Raw genomic sequence first — 14,680 nt, forward strand, 5'->3', positions numbered from 1 at the left:
GAACGGGGGGTTCGGCAAAAAAGAATCGGAATTTCGATCTTCCGCGCGAATAATATCCGGCAAGCGCGGCGCGGCAGCGACTGCGCGCACCAAGAAAATCGGAGACTCCCCTATGCAAAATGTGCAACGCCGGCGCCTGGTCACTGCATTGGGCGCCGCCTGGGCGGCCGCCTGCCTGCCGCTGCAGGCCCATGCAGCCAAATGGCCCGAGCGCCCCGTCAATTTCATCGTGCCCTTTCCGCCTGGCGGCCCGGTGGACACCACCGCGCGCCTGACGACCCAGCCCATGGCGCAGGCCTGGAACGTGGCGGCGGTGGTCGACAACAAGGCGGGGGCGGGCGGCATTGTGGGCGCGCAGGCCGCGGCCAAGACCGAGCCCGATGGTTATCACTACTTCTTTGCGTCGATCCACCACGCGGTGCTGCCCAGCCTGCGCGGCAATCTGAGCTACGACATCACGAAAGATTTCGTGCCGGTAGGCATGGCGGCGGTGTTTCCCATTGTGCTGGTGGTGCACGAGTCGCTACCGGTAAACACCGTGCAGGAACTGATCGCCTACGCCAAGCAGAACCCGGGCAAGCTGTCGTTCGGCTCGTCCGGCACGGGCGGCGGCACGCATCTGGCGGGCGAGCTGTTCAACAGCATGACGGGCACTCGGATCCAGCACGTGCCGTATCGCGGCAGCGCGCCCGCAATGCAGGACCTGCTGGGCGGCCAGGTGCAGGTGATGTTCGCAGACGGCCCCTCGGCCCGTCCGCACCTGCAGGGCGGCAAGATCCGCCCGCTGGGCGTGGGCAACCCGCAGCCCTCGGCACTGTTCCCCGGCATCCCGACCATCGCGTCATCCGGCGTGCCGGGATACGAGGCGTATTCGTGGTCGGGCCTGCTTGCTCCGGCCGGCACGCCCGCCGATATCGTCAAGCAGGCCAATGCCGACATGGTGCGCGTGCTGCGCGATCCGGAAGCCGCCAAGAGCATGCTGGCCGCCGGCGCGGAGCCCAAGCCCGGCACGCCCGCGGAATTCGGCGCTTTCCTGCAGGCCGAAATCGATAAATGGGGCAAGGTGATCAAAGAGGCGGGAATCAAGGTGGAATAACCGGCGGGCCGGCGGCAAAGCCGGCGCGGGCGCCCATTCGCATTGCGTCGGCGCCTGGCCTCCAGCCTGGGGGCCAGGCGCCTGTCGTTTGCGGGGTGGCGACGGGCCGGCCGGGCCGGCGCATCGTTCAGGCCGGCGCCAGCGCGCCGATGGCCTGGCGGGCCTCGTTGAACTCGCCGGCCAGCTGGTCTACCAGGGCCCGAGTCGAAAGGATTTCCTGCACCGCGCCCACGCCCTGGCCGGCGCTCCATATATCTTTCCAGGCCTTGGGCCGATTGCGCTTGTCCAGGTCCACCGTGTCGTTCTGGCGTGTGCGCACATTGTCGGGGTCGAGTCCCGCGGCGGCGATGCTGGGAATCAGGTAATTGGCCGGAACCCCCGAGAAGAACGGCGTGTAGAGCACGTCGTCCACGCCGGCCTGCAGCACCATCTCACGGTACCGATCCGAGGCCAGCGATTCCTGCGTCGCAATGAAGCGCGTGCCCATATAGGCGAAGTCGCATCCCATGGCCAGCGCCGCAAGCACATCCTTGCCGTGGCTGATGCAGCCCGACAGGGCCAGCGGGCCATCGTAGAAAGAGCGGATTTCGTTCACCAGCGCCATCGGATTGAGCACGCCGGCGTGGCCGCCCGCACCGGCGGCCACCAGGATCAGCCCGTCTACGCCCGCGTCCAGCGCACGACGCGCGTGGCGTACGGTGGTGACGTCGTGGAACACCAGGCCGCCATAGGGCCGCACGGCCTGCACGACGGCATCGGGCGCGTGCAGCGATGTGACGATCAACGGCACCTTGTGGTCTACGCAGATCTGCAGGTCGCCTTGCCAGCGGGCGTTGCTGGGGTGCACGATCAAGTTGACGCCGTAGGGCGCCACCAGCGCGCCGGGATGCTCCCGGCGGTGCGCCGCCAGCCCGGCTTCGATGCGGGTCAGCCAGTCGCCCAGTGCATCCTGGGGGCGCGCATTGAGCGACGGAAACGTGCCGACGATGCCCGCGGCGCACTGTGCAATGACCAGGTCCGGCCCGGACACCAGGAACATGGGCGCGCCGATAACCGGCAGGCGGGTGCAAGATCGCAGGAATTGCAAGGCGGACATCGGCAGCAGGCGGGGTCAGTTGGTCTGGATGTTGGCCGACTTGATGACGTCGGCCCACATGGCGTATTCGCGCTCGATACGGTCTTGCACGGCCTTGCCGTCGCCGTCATTGACGGTGTAGCCGCCGTCGACCATGGCCTTGCGGAAGGCGGGATCCTGCGACACCGCCGACAAAGCCTCCGCCAACCGGTTCCTGACGTCATCGGGCAGCTTGGGCGGGGCCATCAGCGCATACCAGCCGACCACTTCGTAGTCTTTCAGGCCGGCTTCGATCATGGTGGGCACGTCGGGAAGTTCCGGGTTGCGCGTGCGCGAGGTCACCGCCAGCGCGCGCGCCTTGCCGCTCTGGATGAACGGAATGGCCGTGCTGGTGATGTCGAACATGAAGGTGATCTTGCCGCTTACCACGTCCATCATGGCTGGCGAGTTGCCGCGATAGGGCACATGCAGCATTGGCGCGTCGGCCTGCAGCTTCAGCAGTTCGGCCGACAGATGGTTCGATGCGCCCACGCCGGCCGATCCGAAGCTGACCGCTTCCGGGTTCGCCTTGGCGAACTGGATCAGTTCTTCAACCGTCCTGGCCTTGACTTGCGGGCCCACCAGCAGCACGTTCGTATAGTCGACCACCATGCCGATGGGGGTGAAATCCTTGCGGGGATCGAACAGCTTGCTGTTCTGCACCAGGGGCGAGATCGTCAGCGACGGGCTGGCGGCAAAGCTGAGCAGATAGCCGTCGGGCGAGGCCTTGGCGACGGCGTCGGACGCGATCATGCCGCTGGCGCCTGCGCGGTTTTCAACGACCACCGACTGGCCGAGCTTGTCGCCCAGGTATTTGGCGAACACGCGCGCCGTGGTGTCTACCGGCCCGCCCGGCGCGTAGCCCACCAGCAGCCTGATGGGCCGCTCGGGATACTTGCCTTGGGCCTGGGCCGCGGTGCCCATGGCGCACAGCGTCATGGTAAGCGCGGTGGCGCGCAGCAGGTTTCTGATGTTCATGATTGTCTCCTTGTTGTGCTGTTATTGCGGGGAGTGTTGCTCTGTCATCCCAGCCGTTCCCGCAGCGGCTGCTTGAGTATTTTTCCGCTTACCGTCGTAGGCATGGCTTCGATGGAAATGATGCGCGCGGGGCGCTTGTACGGCGCGAGCTGGCTGCGCAGGTGTGTCATCAGGGCGTCGGTATCCACCGGTGCGCCGGGTTGAGGTTCCACGAACGCCACCACCTCTTCGTTCTGGTCGGCTTCCAGGCGGCCCACCACCGCCGACATGCGTACGCCCGGAAAGGCGTTGATGACGGCTTCTACCTCGGCCGGATACACGTTAAAGCCCGAACGGATGATCAAGTCCTTGGACCGCCCCGCGATGAACAGCGCGCCTTCTTCGTCCACGTAACCGATATCGCCGGTATTGAGCCAGCCGCCGGGCAGCAGCGCCTTCGCCGTCTGCTCCGGGTTGCGGTAATAGCCCAGCATCACGCCCGGCCCGCGCACCAGGATGTCGCCCTTTTCGCCTGCCTTGGGAGGGCCCGCATCGGGCGAGCCGAGCCGCAGTTCCACGCCCTCTACCGCATAGCCGGCGGTGCAGTCGTCGCGCGGTGCGTCGGCGCGGGTAATGAAGAGCGACCCCGCGTATTCGGTGATGCCATAGCCATGGTGCAGCGGCAGGCCGAAGTAATTTTCCATCTGGCGCTTGAGCGTGGGGTCCAGCGCGGCGCCGCCCGCATACAGGTAACGCAGGCGCGGGGCGGGTACGCCCTGCTCGGGCGCCACGGCAAGCAGGCGGGTGAACATCGTGGGCACGCCCTGCAGGATGCTCAGGCCGGGCGCCTGCAGCGCGCCGAGCACGTCCTGGGGGTCGTAGCGGCTGCGCAGCACCAGGCGTGCGCCGGCATGCACCGTGGCCAGCAGCACCGTGGCAATGCCGAAAATATGCGACATCGGCAGCGCTGCGTAGCTGATGTCTTCCGGCCCCAGGCGGCGCGAGGTGGCCGACACGCGCGCGAAATGCAGCAGGCCGCGATGCGGAACCATGACGCCCTTGGGCGCGCCGGTGGTGCCCGATGTGTAGATCAGGGTGGCGACCTGGCCTGCCAGGTCGCCGGTTTCGGGGGCAGGGCGCTGCGCCGGCAAGGCGTATTCGATGTCGCCGTTCCATACTTGCGCGTCGGCGGGGCGCGCCCCGGCCGCGCGCGCGTGGCTCGCAGCGGCGCTGGAGATATGGCTGGTGTACAGGGTCAATGCCGGTTCGGCATGCGTCGCGATGACATCGATCTCGCGCGGGCTCAGTCGCGCGTTCAGTCCCAGGGGCCACGCGCCCAGCAGGCTGCAGGCGAACAGCGCCTGGATCATCTGGGCGCAGTTCTCGCCCACGACGGCCACGCGGTCGCCGGGCTGCACGCCCTGGCCGGCCAGCCATTCCCGCGCCGCCTGTACGCGGGCCCACATTTCGCCATAGCGCACCGTGGCGCCGCTTTCTTCGTACAGGAAAATGGCCTGCTGGCGCTCGGCCTGTTGCTGCAACAAATGATGAATACGATCGGACATCGAAAACCACAAAACCAGGGTTGAAGACAATGGCGGAAGTGTCCGGCCCGCCGGCAGGCTTGACCATTCTTCATTGCCGAAGCAGGGGTTTTGTGTGGCCATACGCTGCGGCCCCGTGCTTCATTTGCGCAAAACCCCCGGTTCCAGAGAGCCAGATTGCCGCGGCGCCTGCGTCGTGGCTAGATATGGCTTGAAGGAGACAAACATGGACCTGAGCTGGACGCCGGAAGAACGCAGCTTCCGCGAAACCGTGCGCGCGTTCGCGCAAGGAAAACTGCCGCAAGATATCCGCGACAAGGTGCTGCGCCACCAGCGCCTGGAGCGCGACGACTATGTGCGCTGGCATCGCGTGCTGGCCGACCATGGCTGGGGCGCGCCCACCTGGCCCGTAGCGTTCGGCGGCACGGGCTGGAACGCCATCCAGCGCCTGATCTTCGAGGTCGAGTGCTTCAAGGCGGGGGCGCCCCGCCTGCTGCCGTTCGGCCTGACCATGATAGGCCCGGTGCTTATGAAATTCGGCAGCGCCGAGCAACAGCGGCGCCTGCTTCCCCGCATCATCCGCGTAGACGACTGGTGGTGCCAGGGCTACTCCGAACCGGGGTCGGGGTCCGACCTTGCCTCGCTGAAAACCCGCGCCGAACTCGACGGCGACCATTACCTCGTCAATGGCCAGAAAACCTGGACTACATTGGCGCAGTATGCCGACTGGATGTTCTGCCTGGTGCGCACCGACCTGCAGGCCAAGCCGCAGCGCGGCATATCCATGCTGCTCATCGACATGCGTTCGCCGGGCGTTAGCGTCAGGCCGATACGCACGCTGGACGGCGGTCACGACGTCAACGAAGTCTGGCTCGAAAACGTGCGCGTGCCGGCGGCGAACCTGGTGGGCGAGCCCGGCCAGGGCTGGACCTACGCCAAGTACCTGCTGGGCCACGAGCGCACCGGCATCGCCGGCCTGGGGCATTGCTATCGCGAGCTCGGAATCCTGAAAGACATGGCCGCGCGCACTCAGCTGCGCGGCCGGCCCATTCTGCAGGACAGCCGCATGCGCGACCGCATCTCGCGCGTCGAGACCGACATCATGGCGCTGGAAATGCTGTTGCTGCGCGTGGCGGCGGCGCGCGGCGACACGCCGGGGCCGGAGGCCTCGGTGCTGAAAATCCGCGGATCCGAGATCCAGCAGGACCTCGCGATGCTGCAGATGGAAATCGCCGGGCCGGATGCCTGGCCCTACGATCCCGACTGGATGTTCGCCGACGCGACATTCCAGGGGCCCGGCCCCGATATGGCGGCCGCGTCGGGGGCGGGCTACGCCGACATGCGCAAGACTTCGATCTATGGCGGCACCACCGAGGTGCAGAAGGGCATCATCGCCCGCATGATGCTGGGCCTGTAAGGCCCCTATCGCAACGGGACACGACTATGGATTTCGCGTATACCGAAGAACAGCGCATGCTCGCAGACAGCCTGCGGCGGCTGATGCAGGAAGAATGGAATTTCGCGGCGCGCCGCGCCCGCGCCGCGAGCCCGGGGCTGGACATGCGCGCCTGGAACCAGCTGGCCGGGCTGGGCGTGCTGGGCCTGAACGTTGCGGCCGAGCATGGCGGCTTCGGCGAGCCGCCGGCGAGCCTGCTGCCGGTGCATCTGGAACTGGGCCGCGGCCTGGTGTCCGAACCGGTGATTCCCAGCGCCGTCATGGGGGCCAGCCTGATTGCGGCCTGCGCCGGCGCCGCCGCGCAGCGCGACTGGCTGCCGGCCGTGGCCAGCGGACAGGCCATTGTGGCGCTGGCTTACCAGGAACCCGGCCGGCGCTACGACACCGAACCCGAACTGTGCCGCGTGCAGCCGGCCGCCGACCGCATTCTGCAGCTATCCGGCGTGAAGCATCTGGTCTGGCATGGCGCGGCGGCGCACGCGTGGATCGTATCGGCCCGCGACCTCGACGACGAACCGGTGCTGTTGCGCGTGCCGGCCGACGCGCAGGGCGTCACGGTGCTGGACACGCCCACACTGGACCGCACGCGATGCGCGCGCATCGAGTTCAACGCCACGCCGCTGGATGCGGACGCGTTGCTGGCGCAGGGCCAGGCCGCGCGTGACGCGCTGGCCTGCGCGCTGGAATGGGGCACGGCGGCCCTGTGCGCGCATGCGGCCGGCGCCATGGAGCGTCTGCTCGAGATCACCATCGACTACCTGAAGACGCGCCGCCAGTTCGGCCAGCCATTGGCCGCGTTCCAGGTGTTGCAACATCGCCTGGCCGACATGCTGGTCGCCAAGGAAATGGCCCTTTCCATGGCCTATGTGGCGGCTGCCGCGCTGAGCGAACCCGATGCCCGCCAGCGCCGGCGCATGCTGGCTGCGGCCAAGCTCGAAGCTGCGCGTGCCGGGCGCTTCGTGGCGCAAAGCGCCGTGCAGCTGCATGGCGGCATGGGCATGACCGACGAGCTCGAAGTCGGCGACTACTTCAAGCGCCTGACGATGATCGACCAATTGCTTGGCGATACGGCCGAACAGTACGCGCTACTCGAGGAGCTGGCATGACGCAGGCATATGAGCAGATCCGTTTTGCGCTGGAAAACGGGGTGGGCGTCATCACCCTGAACCGCCCCGAGCGCCTGAACAGCTTTACCGCCGTCATGCACGCGGAGCTTGCGCGCGCGCTGGACGCCCTCGAGGCTTGCGCCGGGCTGCGCGGCCTGGTCATTACCGGCGCGGGGCGGGGCTTTTGCGCGGGGCAGGACCTGGGCGAACGCAAGCCCTTGCCGCAAGGGCAGCGCCGCGATCTGAGCCTGGGCCTGCGCAATCATTATCAACCCCTGATCACGCGACTGCGCGCGCTGCCCGTGCCCGTGGTGTGCCTGGTCAATGGCGTGGCGGCCGGGGCAGGGGCCAGCCTGGTCCTGGCCTGCGATGTCGTTTATGCCGTGGAATCGGCGCGTTTTGTACAGGCCTTCAGCAAGATCGGGTTGCTGCCCGATGCCGGCGGCACCTGGTTCCTGCCCCGGCTGGTGGGTTCGGCGCGCGCGATGGGCATGGCGCTTTTCGGCGACGCGGTGTCGGCGCGCCAGGCCGAGCAATGGGGGCTGATCTGGCGCTGCATACCCGATGACGCGCTGGACGCCACGCGCGAGCAGGTGGTGGCCACGCTTGCGGGCGGGCCCACGCGGGCATACGGGGCCGCCAAGCAGGCCCTGCATTCGGCCAGCGGCAATACCCTGGCGCAGCAGTTCGACCTGGAATGCGAACTGCAGAAGCAGCTGGGTTATACCGATGATTATCTCGAAGGCATACGCGCTTTCGCCGAAAAGCGCGCGCCGCTGTTCCAGGGGCGATGAAAATGCCGGGGCCGGTCCGGGCGCCGGCGCGGATTCCGGCCTCTTGAACCCGGCCTTGTAGAAATACGAATTCACAAATGGCCTGGGGGCGGGCATCCTTGGGCCTGCAACGACATAGCCAAGGATCCCAACATGACGTCTTCCAACCCCGCGGACTGGATCGGCCGCGGCGAGTCAGTGGCCGACAATCTCGACGCCAGCCACGCAGCCCGTATCGCCGCCACGCTGGGCGGCCCGGCGTCGGCAGCCGGCGCGCCGCTGCCGCCGCTGTGGCACTGGGCCTACTTCATCAACCCGGTCGGCCTCGAAGGCGTGGGCCCGGACGGGCATCCGGCCCGTGGCGGCTTCCTGCCCCCCGCCGACGACCGCAACCGCATGTGGGCCGGCGGCCGCCTGGAATTCCATGCTCCCTTGCGCGTGGGCGTGCCGGCCGAACGCCGATCCACCGTTGCCGACGTGCGCGAAAAAACCGGCCGCACCGGCTCGCTGCTGTTCGTGACCGTGCGCCACGAATACCACCAGGAAGGCACGCTGGCCATCCACGAAGAACAAGACATCGTCTACCGGCAGCCCTCGCCGCCCCGGCTGGTGGGCACCGAAGCCCCGCCGCCGGCACAATGGAGCGAAACCATCGAACCCTCGCCGGTGCTGTTGTTCCGCTATTCGGCGGTCACGTTCAATGGCCATCGCATCCATTACGATCATCCCTACGTCACCGGCGCCGAAGGCTATCCCGGCCTGGTGGTGCATGGCCCCATGCTGGCCACCCTGATGGTCAACGCATTTCGCCACGCGCATCCGTCTGCGACGCTGCGGCACCTGTCGTTCCGCGGGTTGCGGCCGCTTATCGCGCCCGCGCCGTTCCAGGTTGCCGGCCGTGTCGGCGAACCGGGCGTGGCCGACCTGTGGGCCGAACAAGACGGCACGCTGGCCCACCAGGCACAACTGAGGTTCTCCGCATGAGCGCCGGCATTCCCGTCCGTCCCCTCGACGGCATTACGGTCGTAAGCCTCGAGCACGCCATCGCGGCTCCCTTCTGCACGCGCCAGCTGGCCGACATGGGCGCGCGCGTCATCAAGATCGAACGCCCCGGGGCCGGCGACTTCGCCCGCGGCTACGACGAACGCGTGCGCGGCCTGTCGTCGCACTTCGTCTGGACCAACCGCTCCAAGGAAAGCCTTACGCTCGACCTCAAGCACCCCGACGCCGCCGACGTCATGCGGCGCCTGCTGGAGTCGGCCGACGTGCTGGTGCAGAACCTGGCGCCGGGCGCCGCCGAGCGCCTGGGGCTGTCGTTCGAGGCCCTGCATGTGCGCCACCCGCGCCTGATCGTCTGCGACATCTCCGGGTACGGCGAGGGCGGGCCCTACGAACGCAAGAAGGCCTACGATCTGCTCATCCAGAGCGAAAGCGGGTTTGTCTCGGTTACCGGCTCGCCCGACGATCCGGCCAAGGCGGGCTGCTCCATTTCCGACATCGCCGCCGGCATGTACGCCTACTCGGGCATCCTCAACGCGTTGCTGCTGCGCCAGCGCACCGGCGTGGGCAGCCGCCTGGACGTGTCCATGCTCGAAAGCATGGTCGAATGGATGGGCTATCCCATGTACTACGCGTTCGACGGCGCCACGCCGCCCGCGCGCGCCGGCGCGGCCCACGCCACCATCTACCCGTACGGCCCCTTTCCGGTGGGCGACGGCGCCACCATCATGCTGGGCCTGCAGAACGAGCGCGAATGGCGCGTATTCTGCGACCGCGTGCTGGGGCAGCCTGCCCTGGCCGACGACGAGCGTTTTGCGTCGAATTCCCGGCGCGCCGCGAATCGCGACGCCTTGCGCGCCCTGATCGTGCAGGCGTTCGCCAGCCTGACCATCGAGCAGGTCACCGAACGCCTCGAGGCCGCGCAGATCGCCAATGCCCGCGTCAATGAAATGAAAGACGTCTGGGCGCATCCCCAGTTGCAGGCGCGCCAGCGTTGGCGCGAAATCAACAGCCCCGCGGGCGCCCTGCCATCGCTGCTGCCGCCGGCGTCCAGCAACGCCTACACGCCGCGCATGGACCCGGTTCCCGCCGTGGGCGAACACACCGATGCGGTGCTAGCATGGCTGGGGTACGCGCCCGACGCCGTGGCGCGCCTGCGCGCCTCGGAGGTCGTGTAATGTCCAACGTAGTCCGTACTGCCCTGTTCGTGCCGGCCAGCCGCCCCGAACGCATCCCCAAGGCGCTGGCCAGCGGCGCCGATACCGTCATCGTCGACCTCGAAGACGCGGTCGAGCACCTGGCCAAGGCCAGCGCCCGCGAAGCGCTGTGCGATTTCCTGGGCACGCAGCCCGGCGTGCGTCTGTGGGTGCGCATCAACGACGCATCCACCCCCTGGCACGACGACGATCTGGCGGCCTGCCGCAACCATCCCGGTGTGACGGCCATCGTGCTGCCCAAGGCCGAAACCGCCGCACATGTGCGGCATGCTGCGCAAACGGGCATTGGCATCGTGCCCATTCTGGAAACCGCCGACGGCATCCTCAACGCGGCCGAAATCGCACGCACGCCGGGCGTGCGGCGCCTGGCCTTCGGCAGTCTCGACTACGGCCTGGACCTTGGGCTTACCCCCGATTCCGAAGGCGCCACGGTCGTGCTCGATCATGCCCGGGTGCAGGTGCTGCTGCAAAGCCGGTCCGCCGGTCTGGCTGCGCCGCTCGACGGCGTGTTTCCCGGCGTGCAGGACACCTCCGGCATGCAGGCGGCTGCCTGCCGGTCGCGCGACATGGGGTTTGGCGGCATGCTGTGCATCCATCCCACGCAGGTCGCCATCATCCACGGCGCGTTCGCCCCGCCCGCCGCCGACCTGGAATGGGCCCGCCGAGTGGTGGCCGTGCATCGCGACAGCGGAGCGGGCACTTTCATGCTCGACGGCAAAATGGTTGACGCCCCCGTCATCGCGCGCGCGCGGCAACTGCTGCAACGCGCCGGCGAACAATCGTAACGCCCGCATAGCCCGTTCGCGTTGCCGAACACGTGCCTGGTGTCTGACACCCTACGGGAGTCAGACACCGGATGAAAGGACGTCTGCCTTCGCGTCGAGACGTATACATGGTGTCTGACTCCCTACTGGAGTCAGACTCCGGATGAAAGGGCGTCTGCCTTTGCGTCGAGACGAATACATGGTGTCTGACACCCTACGGGAGTCAGGCACCGGATGAAAGGACGTCTGCCTTCACGTCGAGACGTATACACGGTGTCTGACTCCCGAAGGGTGTCAGACACCTTCACGTCCAAACGAATACACGGTGTCTGACATCTTCAGGTCAACACGCCGTTTCATGCCTCGCCCTGCCTGCCGCCCCCGCTCACGGTGGCTACTACAGGCGTTCAATCGGCTGGTCGGTCAGCGCCGCCAGCAGTGTCGGCAACGGCCCCTGCGGCAGCACCAGCGCGGGCGTCAATTCCTGCAAGGGCGCCAGCACAAAGGCGCGCTGGTGCATGCGCGGGTGGGGCAGGGTCAGGCGTTCGGACTGCATGGCGGTGTCGCCATGCATCAGCAAGTCCAGGTCCAGCGTGCGCGGCGCATTTCTGTACGGGCGCTGCCGTCCATGACGGGCTTCCAGCGCCTGCAGCACATCCAGCAACGCCAGCGGCGCCAGCGTGGTATCCAGCGCGGCCACCGCATTGATGAAATCCGGGCCGCCGGCATCGACCGGAGCCGTGCGATAAAACCCCGACGCCTGGCACCCCTGGATGCCGGGCGTGGCGGCCAATTCGCGCAATACGGTGTGCAGCGTACCCGCGGCGTCGCCCAGGTTGGCGCCCAGGCCCACATAGGCGCGCACCGGCGCGTTCATTCGGACGGCGTGGCGTGGGCCGCCGGCGGACGGCGCGGCCGGCGGCGCCGCTTGCGTGGCGCACTGGCTTCGGCCGGGTCGCGAGGCAGACGGGCGAGCTCTTCGATCATCTCGGCGCGGCCGGCGTCGTCGGCGTTGGCCAGGTCCATCCACCACTGCGCCAGCACGCTGTCGAACTCGCCGGCGGCGGCGCGCAGTTGCAGGAAATCGCAGGCGGCGCGAAAGCGCGGTTGTTCAATCATGCGGTAAACCGCCTTGCCCGAGCGTCGTTCGAAACGCGGCTGCATGAACCAGATTTCGCGCATGTCGGACGAGAACCGGCGCTGGATCGCCAGCTTTTCGGTCTGTTCGTCCAGCACCGAATCGGCCGCGCGCACCAGCGCGGGTATCGTGTGCTCGCCCTGGGCGCGCAATTGCTTCCACCGCGAATCGACCTGCTGCCACAGCAGCGCCGCGAACAGAAAGCTGGGGCTGATGCTCTTGCCCGCGCGCACTCGCTTGTCGGTGCGTTCCAGTGCCAGTTCGACAAAGTTCTCGCCGCCCGGCTGCTCCAGCACGACGTCCAGCAGGGGCAGCATGCCGTGGTGCAGGCCGTCGGCGCGCAACTGGCGCAGGCAGTCCATGGCGTGCCCGCAGGTCAGCAACTTGAGCATTTCGTCGAACAGGCGCGAGGCCGGCACGTTTTCGATCAGGCTTGCCATGGTGCCGATGGGTTCGCGCGTGGCCGGATCGATCGTGCCGTTGAGCTTGGCCGCGAAACGCACGGCGCGCAGCATGCGCACAGGATCTTCGCGATAGCGTTGCGCCGGGTCGCCAATAATGCGCACCTGCCGCTTTTTCAGGTCGTGCACGCCCTGGTGGAAGTCGATGACTTCTTCCGTATGGGGGTCGTAGTACAGCGCGTTCATGGTGAAGTCGCGTCGCGCGGCGTCTTCTTCGTGGCTGCCGAACACGTTGTCGCGCAGGATGCGGCCGTGCTCATCGGTTTCCTGGTCCTGGGACGCGGGCGCCCGGAAGGTGGACGTTTCGATGATTTCCGGGCCAAACACCACGTGCACCAGCTGGAAGCGCCGGCCGATGATGCGGGCGCGCCGGAACAGCGGGCGGATCTGTTCGGGCGTGGCGTCGGTGGCCACGTCGAAGTCCTTGGGCTCCAGCCCCACGATCAGGTCGCGCACCGCGCCGCCCACGATATACGCCGAATAGCCATGCTGGCGCAATACGTCGCATACCTTGATGGCATGCCGCGATACGTTGCGGCGGTCAATGCCGTGCTTGTCGCGCGGGATGCGTTGCGGCCCGCGGGCTACCGGCTTGAACAGCCGGCCGACGAATTTTTTTATGGTTTCGGTGATCATTTAGGATTTGGCATCTTCCATGTGCTCGAACAGATCGAGCACCTGCCAGCCGCGTGCCCGCGCGATTTCTCGCAACGACGGGCTGGGATTGGTGGCTACCGGCCGGGTCACGGCCTCGAGCAGCGGGACATCGTTGGTGGAATCACTATAAAAGTACGATTCGGAAAAATCGGCAAGCTTCAACCCCATGCCGGCCAGCCATTCGTTGACGCGCACGACCTTGCCATGCTGGAAACTGGGCGTGCCGTGGATGCGGCCGGTGTAGCGTCCGTTGCGGTATTCGGGCTCGGTGGCGATCAGGTGGGGCACCCCGAATGCGCGGGCAATGGGCGCGGTGACAAAGCTGTTGGTGGCCGTGACCAGTGCGCACAGGTCGCCTGCGCCCAGGTGCTGGTCGACCAGTTGCAGCGCCTGCGGCGCGATGTCGGGGCGCACGACTTCGGCCATGAATTCTTCGTGCCATGCCGCCAGGTCGAACGGCGTGTGGGCCGCCAGCAGGCCCAGCATGAATTCGGCCGCCTGATCGGCGCTGAGCTGCCCCTGGTTGTAGCGCACCATCAGGTCATCGTTGCGGCGGCGCGCTTCTTCGGGGTCGCCCGCCCGGCCGGTGCGCGCCAGGAAGTCGGCCCATTGATAGTCGCTGTCCAGCGGCAGCAGCGTATGGTCCAGGTCGAACAGCGCGAGTCTTCGGGGCGTCATGGTGTTTGTGTGTCGGGGTCTGCAAGCATGGCGCGCAGCAGCGGAATGGTAATGGCCCGGCCGGTGGCCAGGGAATAGCGGTCCAGGGCGTCGAGCAGCGCGGCAAGCTTGCGGATGTCGCGTTCGCGGTGCGTCAGCATCCACTGTATGACTTCGGGCGCAAGTTGCAGCCCGCGTTCGGCGGCCTGCGTAGCCAGTGCTGCCAGTTTGTCGGCATCGGAAAGCGGCTCGAGCCGGAAGACCAGGTCCCAGCCCAGGCGCGTGCGCAGGTCTTCGCGCAACGGCATGGACAAGGGTGCGCGATCGCCCGCAACGGCCAAGGCGAATGCGCGGCTGGTGGCCGCGCATTCGCGCCACCGATTGTACAAGGCGAACAGCGCGGCCTGTTGTGCGTCGCTCATGCGATGCACGTCGTCTACCGCGATGCGCGGCGGCATGGGGGTCGCGGAATCGGCATCGGCCAGACGGCGAAGCGCCCGGGGGTCTTGCGACGCATCGATATACACCGCGCCCGGCAAGGCGGCCAGTCCGCGCAGCAGATGGCTGCGGCCGCAGCCTGCGGCGCCCCACAAATACAGCGCGCGGCCCGGTTCCAGCCCGATGGCGGCAGCCAGGGCTTGGCTGTTGGGGCCGGCGATATAGTTCTGCAGCGTGGGGGCGGGGGCGGGCAGTACGTCGAGCAGCAGCTGGCGGGTCATGGACGAAAATAAGGACGAAGCG

Annotated in this window: 14 protein-coding genes; 7 read left to right on the plus strand and 7 right to left on the minus strand. The window is 67.4% G+C overall.

Annotation, left to right across the window (positions count from 1 at the left end; translation table 11 throughout):
- Positions 1–112 precede the first annotated feature (112 nt).
- The gene (locus tag CAL19_RS03005) at positions 113–1,096 is read left to right on the plus strand and encodes a Bug family tripartite tricarboxylate transporter substrate binding protein (protein ID WP_094795991.1); all 984 of its coding nucleotides are present in this window, start codon (positions 113–115) and stop codon (positions 1,094–1,096) included.
- A 127-nt stretch (positions 1,097–1,223) separates the two neighbouring features.
- Here the strand turns inward: CAL19_RS03005 and CAL19_RS03010 are convergent, their stop codons facing one another.
- Genes CAL19_RS03010 through CAL19_RS03020 form a run of 3 tightly spaced genes read right to left on the minus strand, consistent with a single transcriptional unit; the run spans position 1,224 to position 4,732 of the window.
- Positions 1,224–2,192, minus strand: a complete 969-nt coding sequence (locus tag CAL19_RS03010; protein ID WP_094795992.1) for an NAD(P)H-dependent flavin oxidoreductase — start codon at positions 2,190–2,192, stop codon at positions 1,224–1,226.
- A gap of 15 nt (positions 2,193–2,207) precedes the next feature.
- A complete protein-coding gene (locus tag CAL19_RS03015) occupies positions 2,208–3,188 on the minus strand; it encodes a Bug family tripartite tricarboxylate transporter substrate binding protein (RefSeq protein ID WP_026640951.1) in 981 nt (326 codons plus the stop codon).
- A gap of 44 nt (positions 3,189–3,232) precedes the next feature.
- Complete coding sequence (locus CAL19_RS03020) at positions 3,233–4,732, minus strand: class I adenylate-forming enzyme family protein (protein ID WP_094796382.1); 1,500 nt, start codon at positions 4,730–4,732, stop codon at positions 3,233–3,235.
- Positions 4,733–4,937: 205 nt separating this feature from the next.
- On the opposite strand from CAL19_RS03020, the gene CAL19_RS03025 reads away from it, so the two are divergent.
- From CAL19_RS03025 to CAL19_RS03050, 6 genes are all read left to right on the plus strand, one after another.
- On the plus strand, positions 4,938–6,128 hold the full coding sequence (locus CAL19_RS03025) for an acyl-CoA dehydrogenase family protein (protein ID WP_094795993.1): 1,191 nt from the start codon (positions 4,938–4,940) through the stop codon (positions 6,126–6,128).
- A 26-nt stretch (positions 6,129–6,154) separates the two neighbouring features.
- Complete coding sequence (locus CAL19_RS03030) at positions 6,155–7,273, plus strand: acyl-CoA dehydrogenase family protein (RefSeq protein ID WP_026640948.1); 1,119 nt, start codon at positions 6,155–6,157, stop codon at positions 7,271–7,273.
- Complete coding sequence (locus CAL19_RS03035) at positions 7,270–8,067, plus strand: enoyl-CoA hydratase (RefSeq protein WP_094795994.1); 798 nt, start codon at positions 7,270–7,272, stop codon at positions 8,065–8,067. The genes CAL19_RS03030 and CAL19_RS03035 overlap by 4 nt, the downstream gene beginning before the upstream one ends.
- A gap of 132 nt (positions 8,068–8,199) precedes the next feature.
- Complete coding sequence (locus CAL19_RS03040) at positions 8,200–9,030, plus strand: FAS1-like dehydratase domain-containing protein (protein ID WP_094795995.1); 831 nt, start codon at positions 8,200–8,202, stop codon at positions 9,028–9,030.
- The gene (locus CAL19_RS03045) at positions 9,027–10,223 is read left to right on the plus strand and encodes a CaiB/BaiF CoA transferase family protein (RefSeq protein ID WP_094795996.1); all 1,197 of its coding nucleotides are present in this window, start codon (positions 9,027–9,029) and stop codon (positions 10,221–10,223) included. Before CAL19_RS03040 ends, CAL19_RS03045 begins: the two co-directional genes overlap by 4 nt.
- Positions 10,223–11,047, plus strand: coding sequence for an HpcH/HpaI aldolase/citrate lyase family protein (locus CAL19_RS03050; protein ID WP_170941496.1), 825 nt, complete (start codon positions 10,223–10,225; stop codon positions 11,045–11,047). Before CAL19_RS03045 ends, CAL19_RS03050 begins: the two co-directional genes overlap by 1 nt.
- Positions 11,048–11,423: 376 nt before the next feature.
- On the opposite strand, the gene CAL19_RS03055 is transcribed toward CAL19_RS03050, so the two are convergent.
- Genes CAL19_RS03055 through hda form a run of 4 tightly spaced genes read right to left on the minus strand, consistent with a single transcriptional unit; the run spans position 11,424 to position 14,658 of the window.
- Positions 11,424–11,903 carry a 2-amino-4-hydroxy-6-hydroxymethyldihydropteridine diphosphokinase gene (locus tag CAL19_RS03055; RefSeq protein ID WP_094795998.1) on the minus strand — a complete coding sequence of 160 codons (480 nt, stop codon included), beginning with the start codon at positions 11,901–11,903 and terminating at the stop codon, positions 11,424–11,426.
- On the minus strand, positions 11,900–13,261 hold the full coding sequence (pcnB, locus tag CAL19_RS03060) for a polynucleotide adenylyltransferase PcnB (RefSeq protein ID WP_026640942.1): 1,362 nt from the start codon (positions 13,259–13,261) through the stop codon (positions 11,900–11,902). The genes CAL19_RS03055 and pcnB overlap by 4 nt, the downstream gene beginning before the upstream one ends.
- Positions 13,262–13,960: an HAD family hydrolase gene (locus CAL19_RS03065; protein WP_026640941.1), complete on the minus strand. Its 699-nt coding sequence runs from the start codon at positions 13,958–13,960 to the stop codon at positions 13,262–13,264. It abuts the gene before it with no gap.
- Complete coding sequence (gene hda, locus CAL19_RS03070) at positions 13,957–14,658, minus strand: DnaA regulatory inactivator Hda (RefSeq protein WP_026640940.1); 702 nt, start codon at positions 14,656–14,658, stop codon at positions 13,957–13,959. Before hda ends, CAL19_RS03065 begins: the two co-directional genes overlap by 4 nt.
- Positions 14,659–14,680: the final 22 nt, after the last annotated feature.

The sequence above is a fragment of the Bordetella genomosp. 7 genome (genome assembly GCF_002261265.1).
In the GTDB taxonomy this organism is placed as follows: Bacteria; Pseudomonadota; Gammaproteobacteria; order Burkholderiales; family Burkholderiaceae_B; genus Bordetella_A.

Coding starts and splice junctions, on each gene's coding strand:
- CAL19_RS03015 (WP_026640951.1), bottom strand. CDS start 3,188: ATGAACATCAGAAACCTGCTGCGCGCCACCGCGCTTACCATGACGCTG.
- CAL19_RS03025 (WP_094795993.1), top strand. CDS start 4,938: ATGGACCTGAGCTGGACGCCGGAAGAACGCAGCTTCCGCGAAACCGTG.
- hda (WP_026640940.1), bottom strand. CDS start 14,658: ATGACCCGCCAGCTGCTGCTCGACGTACTGCCCGCCCCCGCCCCCACG.
- CAL19_RS03065 (WP_026640941.1), bottom strand. CDS start 13,960: ATGACGCCCCGAAGACTCGCGCTGTTCGACCTGGACCATACGCTGCTG.
- CAL19_RS03045 (WP_094795996.1), top strand. CDS start 9,027: ATGAGCGCCGGCATTCCCGTCCGTCCCCTCGACGGCATTACGGTCGTA.
- CAL19_RS03005 (WP_094795991.1), top strand. CDS start 113: ATGCAAAATGTGCAACGCCGGCGCCTGGTCACTGCATTGGGCGCCGCC.
- CAL19_RS03035 (WP_094795994.1), top strand. CDS start 7,270: ATGACGCAGGCATATGAGCAGATCCGTTTTGCGCTGGAAAACGGGGTG.
- CAL19_RS03030 (WP_026640948.1), top strand. CDS start 6,155: ATGGATTTCGCGTATACCGAAGAACAGCGCATGCTCGCAGACAGCCTG.
- CAL19_RS03010 (WP_094795992.1), bottom strand. CDS start 2,192: ATGTCCGCCTTGCAATTCCTGCGATCTTGCACCCGCCTGCCGGTTATC.
- CAL19_RS03055 (WP_094795998.1), bottom strand. CDS start 11,903: ATGAACGCGCCGGTGCGCGCCTATGTGGGCCTGGGCGCCAACCTGGGC.
- CAL19_RS03020 (WP_094796382.1), bottom strand. CDS start 4,732: ATGTCCGATCGTATTCATCATTTGTTGCAGCAACAGGCCGAGCGCCAG.
- CAL19_RS03050 (WP_170941496.1), top strand. CDS start 10,223: ATGTCCAACGTAGTCCGTACTGCCCTGTTCGTGCCGGCCAGCCGCCCC.
- pcnB (WP_026640942.1), bottom strand. CDS start 13,261: ATGATCACCGAAACCATAAAAAAATTCGTCGGCCGGCTGTTCAAGCCG.
- CAL19_RS03040 (WP_094795995.1), top strand. CDS start 8,200: ATGACGTCTTCCAACCCCGCGGACTGGATCGGCCGCGGCGAGTCAGTG.